Source organism: Microbispora sp. CA-102843, from assembly GCF_050936215.1.
Classification (GTDB): Bacteria; Actinomycetota; Actinomycetes; order Streptosporangiales; family Streptosporangiaceae; genus Microbispora.
In genome coordinates this window covers 2,978,705-2,994,289 of record NZ_JBNJNF010000001.1, presented here as the reverse complement: position 1 = coordinate 2,994,289, position 15,585 = coordinate 2,978,705, and the positions used below count along the sequence as shown (strand labels likewise).

General features: G+C 71.5%; 13 protein-coding genes. 6 read left to right on the top strand and 7 right to left on the bottom strand.

Annotation, left to right across the window (positions count from 1 at the left end; translation table 11 throughout):
• Window positions 1–10: 10 nt before the first annotated feature.
• Window positions 11–1,309 carry a TIGR04013 family B12-binding domain/radical SAM domain-containing protein gene (locus tag ACQEVJ_RS14055; protein WP_433100931.1) on the bottom strand — a complete coding sequence of 433 codons (1,299 nt, stop codon included), beginning with the start codon at window positions 1,307–1,309 and terminating at the stop codon, window positions 11–13.
• A gap of 873 nt (window positions 1,310–2,182) precedes the next feature.
• On the opposite strand from ACQEVJ_RS14055, the gene ACQEVJ_RS14050 reads away from it, so the two are divergent.
• The 4 genes from ACQEVJ_RS14050 to polX all read left to right on the top strand — a co-directional run bounded on the left by ACQEVJ_RS14050 (window position 2,183) and on the right by polX (window position 6,802).
• Entirely contained in the window at window positions 2,183–3,685 is a 1,503-nt protein-coding gene (locus tag ACQEVJ_RS14050) for an endo-1,4-beta-xylanase (protein WP_433100929.1), read from the top strand.
• Between the two features lie 61 nt (window positions 3,686–3,746).
• Complete coding sequence (locus ACQEVJ_RS14045; protein WP_433100927.1) at window positions 3,747–4,175, top strand: GNAT family N-acetyltransferase; 429 nt, start codon at window positions 3,747–3,749, stop codon at window positions 4,173–4,175.
• Window positions 4,176–4,205: 30 nt separating this feature from the next.
• Window positions 4,206–5,111, top strand: coding sequence for an alpha/beta hydrolase (locus ACQEVJ_RS14040; protein WP_433112716.1), 906 nt, complete (start codon window positions 4,206–4,208; stop codon window positions 5,109–5,111).
• Between the two features lie 5 nt (window positions 5,112–5,116).
• Window positions 5,117–6,802, top strand: coding sequence for a DNA polymerase/3'-5' exonuclease PolX (gene polX / locus ACQEVJ_RS14035; RefSeq protein ID WP_433100925.1), 1,686 nt, complete (start codon window positions 5,117–5,119; stop codon window positions 6,800–6,802).
• A 2-nt stretch (window positions 6,803–6,804) separates the two neighbouring features.
• Here polX and ACQEVJ_RS14030 read toward each other — a convergent pair whose 3' ends face one another.
• Window positions 6,805–7,710: a helix-turn-helix domain-containing protein gene (locus ACQEVJ_RS14030; RefSeq protein WP_433100923.1), complete on the bottom strand. Its 906-nt coding sequence runs from the start codon at window positions 7,708–7,710 to the stop codon at window positions 6,805–6,807.
• A gap of 231 nt (window positions 7,711–7,941) precedes the next feature.
• Between ACQEVJ_RS14030 and ACQEVJ_RS14025 the strand changes: the two genes are divergently transcribed.
• Both ACQEVJ_RS14025 and ACQEVJ_RS14020 read left to right on the top strand, forming a co-directional pair.
• Window positions 7,942–8,769, top strand: coding sequence for an SAM-dependent methyltransferase (locus ACQEVJ_RS14025; protein WP_433100921.1), 828 nt, complete (start codon window positions 7,942–7,944; stop codon window positions 8,767–8,769).
• A 295-nt stretch (window positions 8,770–9,064) separates the two neighbouring features.
• On the top strand, window positions 9,065–10,618 hold the full coding sequence (locus tag ACQEVJ_RS14020; RefSeq protein ID WP_433100919.1) for a wax ester/triacylglycerol synthase family O-acyltransferase: 1,554 nt from the start codon (window positions 9,065–9,067) through the stop codon (window positions 10,616–10,618).
• Window positions 10,619–10,696: 78 nt separating this feature from the next.
• Here ACQEVJ_RS14020 and ACQEVJ_RS14015 read toward each other — a convergent pair whose 3' ends face one another.
• The 5 genes from ACQEVJ_RS14015 to ACQEVJ_RS13995 all read right to left on the bottom strand — a co-directional run bounded on the left by ACQEVJ_RS14015 (window position 10,697) and on the right by ACQEVJ_RS13995 (window position 15,580).
• A complete protein-coding gene (locus ACQEVJ_RS14015; protein WP_433100917.1) occupies window positions 10,697–11,296 on the bottom strand; it encodes a TetR/AcrR family transcriptional regulator in 600 nt (199 codons plus the stop codon).
• A gap of 188 nt (window positions 11,297–11,484) precedes the next feature.
• The gene (locus tag ACQEVJ_RS14010) at window positions 11,485–13,095 is read right to left on the bottom strand and encodes a solute symporter family protein (RefSeq protein WP_433100915.1); all 1,611 of its coding nucleotides are present in this window, start codon (window positions 13,093–13,095) and stop codon (window positions 11,485–11,487) included.
• On the bottom strand, window positions 13,092–13,436 hold the full coding sequence (locus ACQEVJ_RS14005; RefSeq protein ID WP_433100914.1) for a DUF485 domain-containing protein: 345 nt from the start codon (window positions 13,434–13,436) through the stop codon (window positions 13,092–13,094). Before ACQEVJ_RS14005 ends, ACQEVJ_RS14010 begins: the two co-directional genes overlap by 4 nt.
• A 169-nt stretch (window positions 13,437–13,605) precedes the next feature.
• Entirely contained in the window at window positions 13,606–15,081 is a 1,476-nt protein-coding gene (locus ACQEVJ_RS14000; protein WP_433100912.1) for a cation acetate symporter, read from the bottom strand.
• 64 nt (window positions 15,082–15,145) lie between these two features.
• Entirely contained in the window at window positions 15,146–15,580 is a 435-nt protein-coding gene (locus ACQEVJ_RS13995) for a hypothetical protein (protein ID WP_433100910.1), read from the bottom strand.
• Between the last annotated feature and the right edge of the window lie 5 nt (window positions 15,581–15,585).

Below are 15,585 nucleotides of genomic sequence, written 5' to 3'. Positions count from 1 at the left end.
GGCGGGGACGTCAGCCATCGGTGGTACGGCGGCGCCGGGCGCGGCGCGGGTAGGCCTTGGCCGTCTCGGCCAGCCGCGCCGCGTGCTCGGCCTGCTTGCGCCAGTGCCCGTAGGCGTCGCCGCGCTGCGCGAGCCGGTCGAGCTCACGCATCGTGGCCAGCGGGATGAACGCGGGCTCGGCGTCCCGCCACGGCGTGCCGGGCAGCGGCATGAACGTGTGGGTGTGGATGCGCGCCCCGAGATCGGCGAGGTCGGCGGCGAGCCGCAGGGACGCGTCCTGGTCCTCCGGCGACTCGCCGGGCAGCCCGAAGATGAAGTCGACGTTCGGGCGGAAGCCGTGTTCCACGGCGATCCGCACGGCGTCGCGGACCGGCCCGCTGCCGTGCCCGCGACCGGCCGCGGCCAGCACGCGATCGGAGCCCGACTGGGCGCCGATGATGATGTTGTCGTTCGCCACGTATCGCTTGATCAGCCGCATCGCCTCCGGCGTGACGTGCTCGGGACGGATCTCGGAGGGGAAGCTGCCGAAGAACACCCGCCCGTTCGCGGGCAGCTCCTCTTTCACACCCGCCAGCAGTTCCTCCACGGCGTCCAGCGCCGGCTCCGGCCCCTGCGTGCCGTACGAGAGGGAGGTGGGGGTGATGAAGCGGACGTCGCGCAGGCCGTGGGCGGCCATCCGGCGGACGTGCTCGCGCACGCTGTCCACGCTGCGATGCCGGAACCTGCCGCCGAACATGAAGGGCGTCTGGCAGAAGCGGCACGTGTAGGCGCAGCCCCTCGTGATCTCGATGGGCCCGAAGTGGCGGCGCCGGTCGGGGAAGGACGGGAAGGCGTCGAGCGGCAGCTGCGGGGCCGGTGGCGTGCGCAGCGCCGCGCCGTCGCCGTCGCGCACCGCCAGCCCGGGCACGGTGGTGAGCGGCCGGTCCTCACGCAGCGCCTCGACCAGGGCGACGATCGTCGGCTCGCCCTCGCCGATCGCGGCGAGGTCCCAGCCGGCGTCGATGACCTGCTGCGGCTCGGCGGTGGCGTGCACTCCGCCGGCGATGTGCAGGACGCGGGGGTCGTCGGCGAGGGCCCGTACGGTGGCCAGCTCGGCGGCCATCGCCTCGGCGTCCGGCGAGTAGAACGACCAGAGGACCAGGACGCGGTCCGCGGTGCTCGCCGCGATGTGCGCCGCCGTCTCCTCGGGGGTGGTCCCGAGCCGCAGATCGCACTCGGCCTTCGCGGTCTCCAGCGCGCCGAGCAGGGCGTTCACACCGTATGTCACGGCCCTGCGATAGCGGACAACCACGGACACTTCCACGCTCACCCTGGCAGGGTAGTGCCACCACCGGTCTCCCCGGCACCGCCGTTCGCCGCGGCAGGCGGGCGCCCGGGACGACGGCGGCAAGCCGCCGTCGCCGTCGGTGCCGTGCCAGGCCTGCGCCCGCGGACGGGGGGCCGGTGCAGCCCGAGCAGGCGTGACCGGCAGCACCAGGCCGACCGAGCCGACCGAGCCGACCGGCTCCGCATGGCGCTCGGGGTCGGCGCCATCGCGGCTGTCCCAAGGGCCCTCGCGGCGGATACCGCGGGAGCGCGACAAGTTCAGCCACACCCGCGCCACCACCGTGGTGAGTCACCCGAGCCGGCAGCTCGGATCCGGTAACGACACCCGGAACACCATGGCTGTTAGCGTTCACAATCCTTCTCTGATCGACCCTCCTCTCCATCGGGGCGGTTGGAGTGGTGTGGGGCGGAGCCAATACGAGACAGAGAGCCGCTGTCAACGGCCCGGAACGTATTCGCGTCGCCGCTTGGGGTCCGATCGTGGCCCAACTGGGCGTTATCGCGATGGCGCATGAGTTCGGCGAGGGCCATGTGGTGAAACTTTCAACCCTCCTTTTCCCCGCCCAGAACACGAAGGGCCGAAACTTTCGGAGCGCAGATGCCGCCTACTGAACCGATTTACTACTCACTTCGCGGCCAGCTAGGCCGAAAGTTTCTAGGAGAGTCTTGACAAGTTTCGGGAGCGGTTCCCACACTGAACCTCCGAGGCGGTCCCCGCTCCCAAGTGGTGGTGCACGGGAGGGGACCGCCGATCACGACGCCCCGGTGGTGTGCGCCCTTGATCGACGAGGCGCGGCGTCGATCCCACGGGAACTCCCCCGTTCCCCTTTGGTGATTCAGTTATGGAGGCTCAGACATGGGCGAAAACATCATGCCCCCGCCCGGAACCCGGCTGCGCCGGGCTCTGGTCGCCGGCGCTCTCGGCGTGCTTACCGCGGCCACGGCGGTGGTGGCGGTGACAGTCCCCGCCGACGCCGCGGCAAGCACGCTCGGCGCAGCCGCCGCCCAAACCGGCCGCTACTTCGGCACCGCCATCGCCGCCGGCAAACTCGGAGACTCGACGTACACCGGCATCGCGAACCGCGAGTTCAACATGGTGACGGCCGAGAACGAGATGAAGATCGACGCCACCGAGCCCAACCAGAACCAGTTCAACTTCACCAACGCCGACCGCGTCTACAACTGGGCGGTGCAGAACGGCAAGCAGGTGCGCGGGCACACGCTGGCCTGGCACTCCCAGCAGCCCGGCTGGATGCAGTCCCTCAGCGGCACCGCGCTGCGCCAAGCCATGATCAACCACATCAACGGCGTGATGGCCCACTACAAGGGCAAGATCCCCTACTGGGACGTGGTCAACGAGGCCTACGACGACAGCAACGGCGGGCGGCGCAACTCGAACCTGCAGGCCACGGGCAACGACTGGATCGAGGTCGCCTTCCGCACCGCCCGCGCCGCCGACCCGGCCGCCAAGCTCTGCTACAACGACTACAACACCGACAACTGGACCTGGGCCAAGACCCAGGGCGTCTACAACATGGTCAAGGACTTCAAGTCCCGCGGCGTCCCGATCGACTGCGTCGGCTTCCAGTCCCACTTCAACAGCAACAGCCCCTACCCCAGCAACTACCGCACCACCCTGCAGAACTTCGCCGCCCTCGGCGTCGACGTGGCCATCACCGAGCTGGACATCCAGGGCGGCTCGGCCTCGACCTACGCCAGCGTGGTCAACGACTGCCTGGCGGTCTCGCGGTGCGTCGGCGTCACCGTGTGGGGCGTGCGCGACAGCGACTCCTGGCTCGGTGCGAACACCAGCCCGCTGCTGTTCGACGGCAACGGCAACAAGAAGGCCGCCTACACCTCGGTCCTGAACGCCCTCAACGCCGCCACGCCGAGCACCTCGCCCAGCCCTGGCACCTCGCCCAGCCCTGGCACCTCGCCCAGCCCCGGCACCTCGCCCAGCCCCGGTGGCGGGAACGGTAGCGGGCCGATCAGGAGTGTCGGCTCCGGCCGCTGCCTCGACGTACCCAACGCCAGCACCACCGACGGCACCCAACTGCAGATCTGGGACTGCAACGGCCAGACCAACCAGACCTGGACCTACACCTCCGCGCAGGAGTTGCGGGTGTACGGCAACAAGTGCCTGGACGCCGCCGGCACCGGCAACGGCGTCAAGGTGCAGATCTACTCCTGCTGGGGCGGCGACAACCAGAAGTGGCGCCTCAACTCCGACGGCTCCATCGTCGGTGTCCAGTCCGGGCTGTGCCTGGACGCCGTCGGACAGGGCACCGGCAACGGCACCCAGATCCAGCTGTACTCCTGCTGGGGCGGGAACAACCAGAAGTGGACCTTCACGCGGTGAGCCCGGGGGGTCCGGCCAGTCCCTGCTGACCCTTTCCCCCTGCCTGTAAGCGAGGCCTCCGGTGCGCGCGATCCGCCGCACCGGAGGCCGTCGCCACTCGCCGACGCGGCCGCCGCGCGTGGGAGCGCACTACGCGGGCGGGATCGCGGGTCACGTCGTCTGCACGAGGGCCCACGTGGAGGCCGTGCCGGTGCTCGGGCTCGGCCCCCTGGCCGTGCACCCCGCCCACCAGCGACGAGGCGTGGGCTCGGCGGTCGTGCACGCCGCGCTCGGGGCGGCCGAGGCGCTCGGCGAACCGCTGGTCGCGCTGCTCGGCGACCCGGCGTACTACTCGCGCTTCGGCTTCGAGCACTCGGAGACGCACGGTGTGACGGCCCCCGACCCGAAGTGGGGCGAGTTCTTCCAGGTCCGGGTGTTCGAGCGACCGGTCCCGCCACCTCGCGGGCCTTTCACCTACGCGAAGCCCTTTTCCGGGGTTGACGGCGGGTGATCGGTATGACATTCAGCTCTCGTGAAGAAGATGCTGGCGTGGCTCGTCCTCGTCGTCATGGTGACCGGCTGCCAGAGCACCGCCGAGTCCGCGACGCCGCCGCCCGCCGGTTCCCCGGCCAGGGTCGTCTCGCAGGAGGCCGTGGACGAGCGGACGGACAAGCTCGTGATCGACTCCCCGGCCACGGACGGCCCGCGCTCGGTGTGGGTGGTGAAGCCGGCGGCCTGGAAGCCGGGTTCCACCGGCTGGCGCGCGCTCTACCTGCTGCACGGCTGCTGCGCCGGCGGCGGCTGGGACTGGCTCAGGACGGGCGAGGTGGCTCGGCTGACCGCAAGCCTCGACGCCGTCGTCATCGTCCCCGAGGGCGGTTCGATGGGCTGGTACGCCGACTGGCGCGACGGCCCCGCCTGGGAGACGTTCCACATGACCGAGGTGCCCCGCCTCGTCGAGCCGCGGTACGGCGTCGGCACGCGCCGCGCGGTCGCCGGTTTCTCCATGGGCGGGCTCGGCGCGTTCGTCTACGCGGCCCGGCATCCGGGCGTGTTCGAGGCCGCGGCGTCGTTCTCGGGGGTGCTCGACACCCGCGAGGACGTCCCCGGATACCGGTCGTTCATGGCGGACAACGGCGTGGACACCGAGGACCTGTGGGGCGACCCGAGCGCCTGGCCGGAGCACAATCCCGCCGACCTGGTCGGGCGGCTGAAGGGCGTGCGCCTCTACGCCTCCTCCGGCGACGGCGACCCAGGTCCCCTGGACCACGGGGACGGCCCGGTTGATCGCACCGAGGCCGCGATCATGCGGCAGAACCTGGACTTCGCCAGGGCAGCGAGGAAGGCCGGGGTGAAGGTGACGACGGATTTCTACGGAAACGGCACCCACACCTGGCCGTACTGGCTCCGTTCGTTCGAACGTGCGCTGCCGCTTCTCCTACCCTGAGACGCATGGGACGGGCCAATGACGAGGCAGCCGCGGCGCTGCAGGAGTACGCCGAGCTTTTCGCGCTGAACGGCGGAGACGCCTTCCGGGTGCGCAGCTACCAGAAGGCGGCCAAGTCGATCGCGGGGTTCCCCGGGGACCTCGGGGAGACCGACGTGCGGTCGATTCCGGGCGTGGGCGAGGCGATCGCCAAGAAGGTCGAGGAGTTCCTCGAGCGCGGCAGCTTCCGCCAGCTCGACGACCTGCGGGGCAAGGTGCCCGACGGGGTGCGCAGGCTGACCCGGATCCCCTCGCTCGGCCCGAAGAAGGCGCTTTTCCTGTTCCAGGAGCTCGGCATCGACTCCCCCGCCGCGCTGGCCGACGCGATCCGGACCGGCCGTCTGAAGGGCCTGCGCGGCTTCGGCGCCAAGACCGAGGAGAACCTGCTCAAGGGCATCGAGCACATGGAGCGGTCGGGTGACCGGGTGCACCTCGGCATCGCGGCGGACCTGGCGGAGCGGGTCATCGCCTCGCTGCCCGCCGGCCGGATCGCCTTCGCCGGGTCGCTGCGCCGGATGAGCGAGACGATCGGCGACATCGACATCCTCGCCGTCGGCGACCCCGGTCTGATGGAGCTGTTCGCGCGGCAGCCGTACGTCACCGAGATCGTCGCGAAGGGCGAGCGGAAGACCTCGGTCAGGACCGACCGCGGCCTGCAGGTCGACCTGCGGCTGATCCCCGCGGAGTCGTGGGGCGCGGCCATGATCTACTTCACCGGCAGCAAGGAGCACAACGTCCGCATCCGGGAGATGGCGGTCAAGAAGGGCTGGAAGCTGTCGGAGTACGGCCTGTTCGACGGCGACCGCCTCATCGCGTCGGAGACCGAGGAGGAGATCTACCAGGCGCTCGGCATGGCGTGGGTGCACCCGGCGCTGCGCGAGGACGGCGGCGAGGTCGAGGCGGCGCTGCGGGGCGAGCTGCCGCGCCTGGTCGAGCTGCACGACCTGCGGGGCGACCTGCACACGCACACCGACCTCACCGACGGGATCGCCTCACTGGAGGACATGGTGGCCGCCGCCGCGATGCGCGGCTACTCCTACTACGCGGTGACCGACCACGCGCCCGACCTGGTCATGCAGCGGATGACCCTCGACAAGGCCCTCGCCCAGCGCGCCCGCATCGCCGAGCTGCAGGTGAGCTATCCGGACATGCGGCTGCTGCACGGCAGCGAGCTGAACATCGCCCCGGACGGCTCGGTGGACTGGCCGGCCGAGGTGCTGGCCGGGTTCGACGTCTGCGTCGCGTCGGTGCACTCGCACTTCACCCAGTCGCGCGAGGAGATGACCCGCCGCTTCATCGCGGCGTGCGAGAACCCGCACGTCCACGTCATCGGCCACCCCACGACGCGCAAGATCGGCAAGCGGCCGCCGGTGGACGCGGACTGGGACGCGGTGTTCCGCGCCGCCGCCAGGACCGGCACGATCATGGAGATCGACTCCTACCCCGACCGGGCCGACCTGCCCTCCGACCTGGTACGGCTCGCGCGCCACCACGGCGTGAAGTTCTCCATCGACAGCGACTCCCACGCCGTCCCGCATCTGGCCCACCAGAGGTTCGGCGTGGGCATCGCGCAGCGGGCCTGGCTCACCCCCGACGACGTGGTGAACACCTGGCCCCTCGACCGCCTGCTGGCCCACCTGGGCAGGGACTGACCTCACAGCTCCCGGAGGATCGCACGCAGCATGGTCACGGTGTCGCGGGCCGACTCGGCCTGCACGCTGAGGTCGTTCATCACGGAGGTGTAGTCGTCCACGTCCTCCTGCTTGTCGAGATACAGCGCGCTGCTGAGCTGTTCGAGGTAGACGACGTCGGGCAGGTCGGGCTCGGCGAACCGCAGGATGGTGAAGGGGCCGCCCACGGCGGGATGACCGCCGGCCCGGAAGGGCAGGATCTGCAGGGTGACGTCCGGACGCGCGGCGGCCTCGATCAGGTGCTCGATCTGGCGGCGCTGCACGGCCCGTCCGCCCAGGGGACGGCGCAGCGCCGACTCGTCCACCACCGACCACAGCCGGGGCCCGTCGGCCTGGTCCAGGAGCCGCTGACGCCGCATGCGCAGGCCGACGCGGCGGGCGACGTCGGCCTCGGGCGCCCCGCGGTGCCGCAGCCGAATGGCCGCTCGTGCGTAGTCCTCGGTCTGCAACAGGCTGTGCACGAACTGGACCTCGTACGTGCGGATCGTGGCCGCCGCCTCCTCCAGCCCGACGTAGACCTCGAACCAGCCGGGCAGCAGGTCGTTGTACTGGTGCCACCAGCCGGGGGTGCCGGCCTGCTCGGCGAGCGCCAGCATCGTCTCCCGTTCCCCGCTGTCGACGACGCCGTACAGGGTGAGCAGGTCGGCCACGTCGCGCCGTTTGAAGGGGGTGCGGCCCAGCTCCAGCCGGCAGATCTTCGACGTGGAGGCGCGGATGGCGTGCCCGGCCTGCTCGCGGCTGATGTTCCTGGCCTCGCGGAGCCTGCGCAACTGGGCGCCGAGCATCATGCGCACCACCGTCGGCCCGCCCCGCGGCTGAACCGGCCGTCCGTCCGGAGAAGTCGCAGCCTCCGGTCGAGCCGACATCATCCCTGTCCTCCCCGATACGGGTCTCGCTGGTGCCGGCCGTACGCCGGCGCCTCCGGTGACGGGATGGTAGCGCGGGCGAACGCGGCCGTAGTCGCCCTTCAAGCCCGGCCATGTGGTTGCGTGCCGGAGCTTGATCGGAAAGGATGGGCGCGACGCGCGATCCGCCGGCAACGAGCGGAGATCACTGACGCGGCTGCGGTCGTCCCTCCGTTCCGACCACTCCGAGGCCCCATGAGTGACACTCTTCCCGCCGACCTTCCCGCCGACGACTCCGGCGTCCGCAGGATCGACAGCAGCGTGCCGCACTCGGCTCGCGTCTGGAACTACTTCCTGGGCGGCAAGGACCACTATCCCGTCGACAGAGAGGCGGGAGAACGGATCCGCGCCGTCTTCCCCGGGATGGTGGACATCACCCGGCAGTCCCGGCAGATGCTCGTGCGCACCGTCGGATACCTCGCCGGCGAGGCGGGAATCCGCCAGTTCCTCGACATCGGCACGGGCCTGCCCACCGTCGACAACACCCACGAGGTCGCCCAGCGGCTGGCCCCGGCGTCCCGCATCGTCTACGTCGACAACGACCCTTTGGTGCTGGTGCACGCCCAGGCACTGCTGACCAGCACCCCCGAGGGGGCCACCGACTACATCGAGGCCGATGTACGCGACCCCGGCCGCATCCTGCGGGAGGCGGCCGCAACGCTCGACTTCGAGCGGCCGACCGCGCTCATGCTGATGGGCATCCTCGGCCTGGTGGCGGACTACGACGAGGCGCGGGACATCGTGCGCCGGCTACTGGCGGCCCTGCCCTCGGGCAGTTATCTCGCGCTCTACGACGGCTCGGACACCGACCCGGCGTACGTCGAGGCGCTTGGCCGCTACAACGCGGGCAGCGGCGCCATCCCCTACACGCCGCGCAGCCCCGAGCAGATCGAGGGCTACTTCACCGGTCTGGACCTGCTCGACCCCGGCATCGTCTCGGTGTCGCGGTGGCGGTCGGAGGACAACCCGTGGGGCGAGCCCCGCGAGGTGGCCTGCTTCGGCGGCGTCGCACGCAAGCCCTAACCCGAACACGCCTCTCGGGCGACGCCGATTCCCCACCGTGTTCGTCTCGCGCGGGTCACGGGCGCGCCTGAACATCCCCCGGCGGCACGTGGGAGAAATGCGGCGGTAACGCGATGCGGCGATGATGGTCACGGTGCGCAGGCGGGTGGTTATCGTGTGCCAGGGGATCGCCGCGGGTGTGCGGCCCCCGGCATGCGACCGGCATACGAGCCCGGCACCGGGAACGTGGTCCCGGGCGGCGGGGCCGGCCGCGGACCTGCGGCGGATCGGGCGGCGTGAGCGGGAGGATGACGAGATGCGCCAGTTGACGGCACTCGACGCGCAGTTCCTGAGCGTGGAGTCGGCGACGACCGCGACCCATGTGGCGAGCGTCGCCGTACTCGACCCGTCGACCTCGCCCTCCGGCGCCCTGACCAGGGAGGCGCTGCTCGCCCTGCTGCGCGAGCGGCTGCACCTCGCCCCGCCGCTGCGGATGCGGCTGGCCGACGTGCCCTTCGGGCTCGACCGGCCGTACTGGCTGGACGACCCCGACGTGGACCTCGACGCGCACGTGCACGAGACCACCCTCCCGGCGCCCGGCGGCGAGCGGGAACTGGCGGCGTACGTGGCCGGCGTCCACGCGCGGCGGCTCGACCGCGGGCGACCGCTGTGGGAGGCGCACCTCATCCACGGCCTGGAGGGCGGCCGCTGCGCCCTCTACACCAAGGTGCACCACTGTGCGATCGACGGCGTGTCGGGCTCGGAGATCCTGACCGCGCTGCTCGACCCTTCGCCGCAGCCGCGCCGGATCGAGGCGCCCCCGGCTCCGGCGCCGCCGCAGCCGCCCGGGCTGCTCACGATGCTCGCCGGGGCGATCACCCGGTCGATCGTCCAGCCGGTGGAGACGCTGTGCTCGCTCGCCCGCGCCGCCGCGGACCTGGACGCGATCCCGGTGGTGGCGGCGCTGCCCGACGCCCGGCTCGTGGCCCAGGCCGCCCGCGCGCTCGCGGGAGACTCGCGCCCGCTGCCCGAGACGCCGCCGCTGGTCGCGCCGCGCACGCCGTTCAACGGCCCGATCTCCGGCACGCGGGAGGTCGCCTTCGGCTCCGTGCCGCTGGCGGAGGTCAGGAGGGTGGCCAGGGCCTTCGGCATGGGCCCGAACGACGTGGTGATGACGCTGTGCGCCTCGGCGCTGCGGCGCTGGCTGCTCGCCCACGACGCGCTGCCCGACCGGCCGCTGGTGGCCGCCGTGCCGGTCGCGCTGCGCCCGCAACCGGCAGGCTCGGGCGGGTCGTCCCGGGACGCCGCGGACGGGCGGGTCGGCAACCGGATCTCGGCGATGATCACGCCGCTGGCCACGGACGTCGCCTCCCCCAGGGATCGCCTGACCGCCGTCCGCTCGACGCTGGCCGCCGCCAAGCGGCGCTTCGCCGTCTCCCACCGCACCTGGCTGGACGACGTGTGCGCGATGGTGCCGAACGCCTTCGCGGCGCTGGCCACACCGGTGGTCTTCCGCCTCGCGGGGGTCGCGGGGGCGGGCGTCAACCTCATCGTGTCGAACGTGCCGGGTCCCCGCCTGCCGTTGTACCTGTGCGGCGCCAGGATGCTCGCCTACCACCCGCTGTCGGTGGTCACCGACGCCACCGGGGGGATCAGCATCACCTGCGCTTCGTACGACGGGCGGCTGGACTTCGGCGTCGTCGCCTGCCCGACCCGGCTGCCGGACGTCTGGAGCATGATCGACCACCTGCGCGAGGCGATGGACGAACTCCTGGCCCTGCTCGACGACTCCTCGCACGACCCGGCTCCCGTACGGCCCGGGGAGGAACGGCAGGAGCGGGAGGAGCGGGAGGAGATGGTGCCCGCCTGACCAGGCGCGCCAGGAAGTCGTGCGGGAGGCGCGCTCAAGAAGTCGCGCGGGAGGCGCCAGGGAGGAGCGCAGCCCTCGTCAGTGCAGGGCGTTGGCGATCAGTTCGGCGACCGCGTCGGGGTCGATGTGATGGCCGGTGAGCAGGCAGATGCTCTCCTGGTACAGCAGGACCGCGGCGAAGGTCGCGGCGGCGGCCTCCAGCCGGGCGGCGTCGCCGCGCCCGCCCGGCAGGGCGAGCTCCAGGGCGAACCTGGCCCGGCGGATGATCTCGGCGTTCAGGCGGCCCAGGCGCTCCCGTACGGACAGGTGGGTGTCGGCCTCCCGGAACAGGATGCGCCGCATCGCGGGGGACGCGCGCAGCGGCAGCCGGCGGGCGAGCCGCGACAGCGCGCCGGCCGCGTCGCCGGGGACCGCCTCGACCTCCTCCTCGACCACCACGGTCCGCTCGTCCACCAGCGAGATCAGCACGTCGATCTTGCGGGGGAAGTAGTGGAAGACCAGGCCCTTGGGCACGCCGGCGAGTTCGGCGATGCGCGCGGTCGGCGTGGCCTCGTAGCCGCCGCCCGCGAACAGTTCCTCGGCGGCGTCGAGGATGCGGGTGCGGGCGTCGCCGTCGGAGGGCTGCTTCCTTCTCCGCGAGCGCGACCACGCCTTGGCGGTCTGGAGAGGGCTGTCCACGGACCGAACCATAACCAGAGTGGGTGCCCCAACACCATGACGCGAGGGACAGGGCAGGCATACGCCCGGCCGTGAGCCTCCGCGGTGGGTGGCACCGTGCCCGCGGCCGGGCGTATGGAGGTGCCGGCTCCCCGGCGGCGGTGGGTGGCACCGCCGGGAAACCGGCGACGTGCGGCCGGGAGCCGGCGTCAGTGGCTCGTGGCCTTCTCGGCGCCGAGGCCGGTGAGCGAGCGGACCTCGATCTCGGCGTACTTCGACGCGTTGTACTCCTTGCTCAGGATCGTGCCGAGGTAGCCGCACAGGAAGCCGATCGGGATCGAGAAGATGCCCGGGTTCGACAGCGGGATCAGGTGGAAGTCGGCGTCGGGGAACATCGCCGTCGGCGCGCCGGAGACGACCGGCGAGAAGATCACCAGCACCACGGCGGAGATCAGGCCACCGTAGATGGCCGAGACCGCGCCCGCCGTGTTGAACCTCTTCCAGAACAGGCTGTAGAGGATCGCGGGCAGGTTGCCCGACGCGGCCACCGCGAAGGCCAGCGACACGAGGAAGGCCACGTTGAGCGACTGGGCGAAGATGCTCAGCGCGATCGCGACCGCGCCGATCACGAACGCGGCGACGCGGGCGACCACGACCTCCTGGCGCTCGGTGGCGGCGCCCCGCTTGAACACGTGCGCGTACAGGTCGTGGGCGAAGCTGGAGGAGGACGCGAGGGTCAGGCCCGCGACCACCGCGAGGATCGTGGCGAACGCGACCGCCGCGATGACCGCCAGCAGGACCGTGCCGCCGACGTCGCCGAAGATGTCCTGGCCCACCTTCTGGGCGAGCAGCGGGGCCGCCGTGTTGCCGGCCTTGTCCGCCGCGGCGATCGTCTTCGAGCCCACCAGGGCCGCGGCGCCGAAGCCGAGCACCAGCGTCAGCAGGTAGAACACGCCGATGATGCCGATGCCCCACATGACCGACTTGCGGGCGTCCCTGGCGGTCGGCACCGTGTAGAAGCGGATCAGGACGTGCGGCAGACCGGCGGTGCCGAGAACCAGGGCCAGGCCGAGGCTGATCAGGTCGATCTTGCCCCAGGTCCCCTGGGCGGCGGTGCCGTACTTGAGGCCCGGGTTGAGGAAGCTGTCGCCCTTGCCGCTCTGGGTGGCGGCGTCGCCGAGCAGCCCGGACAGGTTGAAGCCGAACTTGCCGAGCACGAGCAGGGTGATCAGCGCGGCGCCGACCATCAGCATGACGGCCTTGACGATCTGCACCCAGGTGGTGCCCTTCATGCCGCCGAACACGACATAGACGATCATCAGCAGGCCGACCGCGATGATCGTCCAGATCTTGCCCGCCTCGGAGTGGACGCCGAGCAGCAGACCGACGAGCGCGCCCGCGCCGACCATCTGCGCGAGCAGGTAGAAGATGCTGACGACGATCGTGGACACGCCGGCCGCCGTACGGACCGGGCGCGGCGACATCCGGAACGCCAGCACGTCGGCCATCGTGTACTTGCCCGAGTTGCGCATGAGCTCGGCGACCAGCAGCAGCGCGACCAGCCAGGCGACGAGGAAGCCGATCGAGTAGAGGAAGCCGTCGTAGCCCGACAGCGCGATGATGCCGGCGATGCCGAGGAACGACGCGGCCGACATGTAGTCGCCGCCGATGGCCAGGCCGTTCTGCAGGCCGCTGAACGACCGGCCGCCGGCGTAGAAGTCCGCCGCGCTCTTGGTGTTGCGGCTGGCCCAGAACGTGATCGCCAGCGTGAGGGCGACGAAGACCAGGAAGAGGATCGTGGACAGCGTCTCGTGGCTCACTTGGCGCCCTCCCCGATCTCGTCGCGGGTCTCGGCCCCGTCGCGCAGCTCGTCGGCGATCGGGTCGAGCTTGGCCGCCGCGTGCCGCGAGTACGCCCAGGCGATCAGGAACGTCGACACGAACTGCAGCACGCCGAAGACGAGGGCGACATTGATGTTGCCGAACAACTTGGTGCCCATGAAGTCGCGGGCGAAGCCGGACAGCACCACATAGAGCAGGTACCACACCAGGAAGGCGACGGTCATGGGGAAGACCCAGGAACGGTAGCGGCGACGCAGCTCCTGGAACTGCTCACCCGCCTGTATACGCTCGTAAACCGATGGATCGTGCTGGACGGTCACAAGATCTCCTTCGGCAAGTGATCTGGATCACTTCAACGTAGGAGTGCGCCGTGTGCGCCGACGAGCCCCGGGGGCCGCCGAGTCGCCCAGCCGTACCGCCCGCTCGTTCACATGGCGCATCCGTGCGACGAGTGGTCGATTGCACGCGCCGAGCGGTCATGCCATCCCGTTACATGAAACGCGGGTGCCAGTCGCCGCGGTCGACGTTCAGCGTCTCCGGCGTGTGCAGGCGGACCATCGTGCGCGCCACGCCGCGCGGCACCCGCGACGGCGTCAGCAGCGACACCACGACCATGACCGTGAACGACACGGGCACCGTCCAGGCCGCCGGCTCCGCCAGCAGCGACCCCGCCCAGCCGGTGTGCGGGCCGCCGATGATCGTGACCACGACCGCCGCGCAGGCCAGCCCTCCCCCGGCCAGCAGCCCGGCCATCGCCCCCGCCGTCGTCAGCCTGCGCCACCAGATGCCGAGCACGAGCAGCGGGCAGAACGACGAGGCGGCCACGGCGAACGCCAGTCCCACCACGGTCGCCACCGGCAGCGACCGGGCCACGCCCGCCAGCGCGAACGGCACGAGCACCGCGAGCACGGTCGCGACCCGGAACGCGCGCACCCCGCCACGCAGGATGTCCTGCGCGATCACCCCGGCGACCGACACCGTCAGCCCCGACGAGGTCGACAGGAACGCCGCGAACGCCCCCGCGATCACCAGCGCGGTCAGGAACTCGCCCACCGGCCCGCCGACCAGCCGTCCCGGCAGCGCGATGACCACGGTGTCGCTCTCCGGCATGCCGTAGACGTGGCCGAGGTAGCCGTACACGGCGGGCATCAGGTAGAAGGCGCCGAGCAGCGTCAGCACGACGAGCGTGGTTCGGCGGGCGGCCCGGCCGTCCGGGTTGGTGTAGAAGCGGACGAGCACGTGCGGCAGCCCCATCGTCCCGAGGAACGTCGCCAGGATCAGCGAGTACGTCTCGTAGACCGGATGGTCGCGGCCGTGGAGCGGCAGCACCCACTCGTCCCCCGGGGCGAGGCCGGGCGTTCCGTCGGACCACCAGGCCACCAGCATGAACGCCAGCGGCACCGCCAGCGCCGTCAGCTTCAGCCAGTACTGGAACGCCTGGACGAACGTGATCGACCGCATGCCGCCCGACAGCACGTTGGTCGCGACCACCACCGCCACCAGCAGGCTGCCCGTCCACGGCGGCGCCCCGGTGATCGTACGGAAGACCAGCCCGGCGCTCTGGAACTGCGGCATGAGGTAGAGCCAGCCGATCAGCACAACGAGCACGCTCGACAGCCGCCGCACCGCCATCGACTCCAGCCGCGCCTCGGCGAAGTCGGGCAGCGTGTACGCCCCCGACCGCCGCAGCGGCGCCGACACCAGCACCAGCAGCACGAGGTAGCCGCCGGTCCAGCCGACCGGCAGCCACAGCATGTCCGCGCCGAAGGTGAGGATCAGCCCCGCGATGCCGAGGAAGGAGGCCGCCGACAGGTACTCCCCGCCGATGGCCGAGGCGTTCCACAGGGGCGAGACCGTGCGGGAGGCGACGTAGAAGTCCGACGTGGTGCGGGACACCCGGATGCCGAACGCGCCGATGAGGACGGTCGCCAGCATCACCAGGACGACCGCGGCGATCTGGCTCACCCGCGCACCGTCCTCATCCGCGCACCGCCCTCAACGGCATACCGTCCTCACCGGCGTACCGTCCTCATCGGCGTTCCACGAGGTCGGCGAAGTCGCGCTCGTTGCGCTCGGCCTGCCGCACGTACAGCCAGGCCCCGACGACGAACGCGGGGTAGATCAGCCCCGCGAGCACGACCCACGGCAGCGGCAGCCCGAACACCTCGGCCGCGCGCAGCTCGGGGGCCAGCAGGAACAGCAGCGGCAATCCGCCCACGAGGCAGGCCAGCAGGCTGCACACGAACAACGCCAGGCGGAACTGGGTCCGCACCAGGGAGCCCATGTAGACCTCACCCAGGCGGGTCTGCTCGTCGATCTCCCGGGTGAGCGGGTGCCGTGGCCTGCGGGCCGCCGCCGTGCGCGGGCTGGTCACCACCACCCTGCGGGGCTTGCCGCCCGTCGCCGCCCCCTCGCCCTGTCCGCGCGTGCCGGTCGCCGCCGCCCTGCGGGGCTTGCCGGTCATCGCGC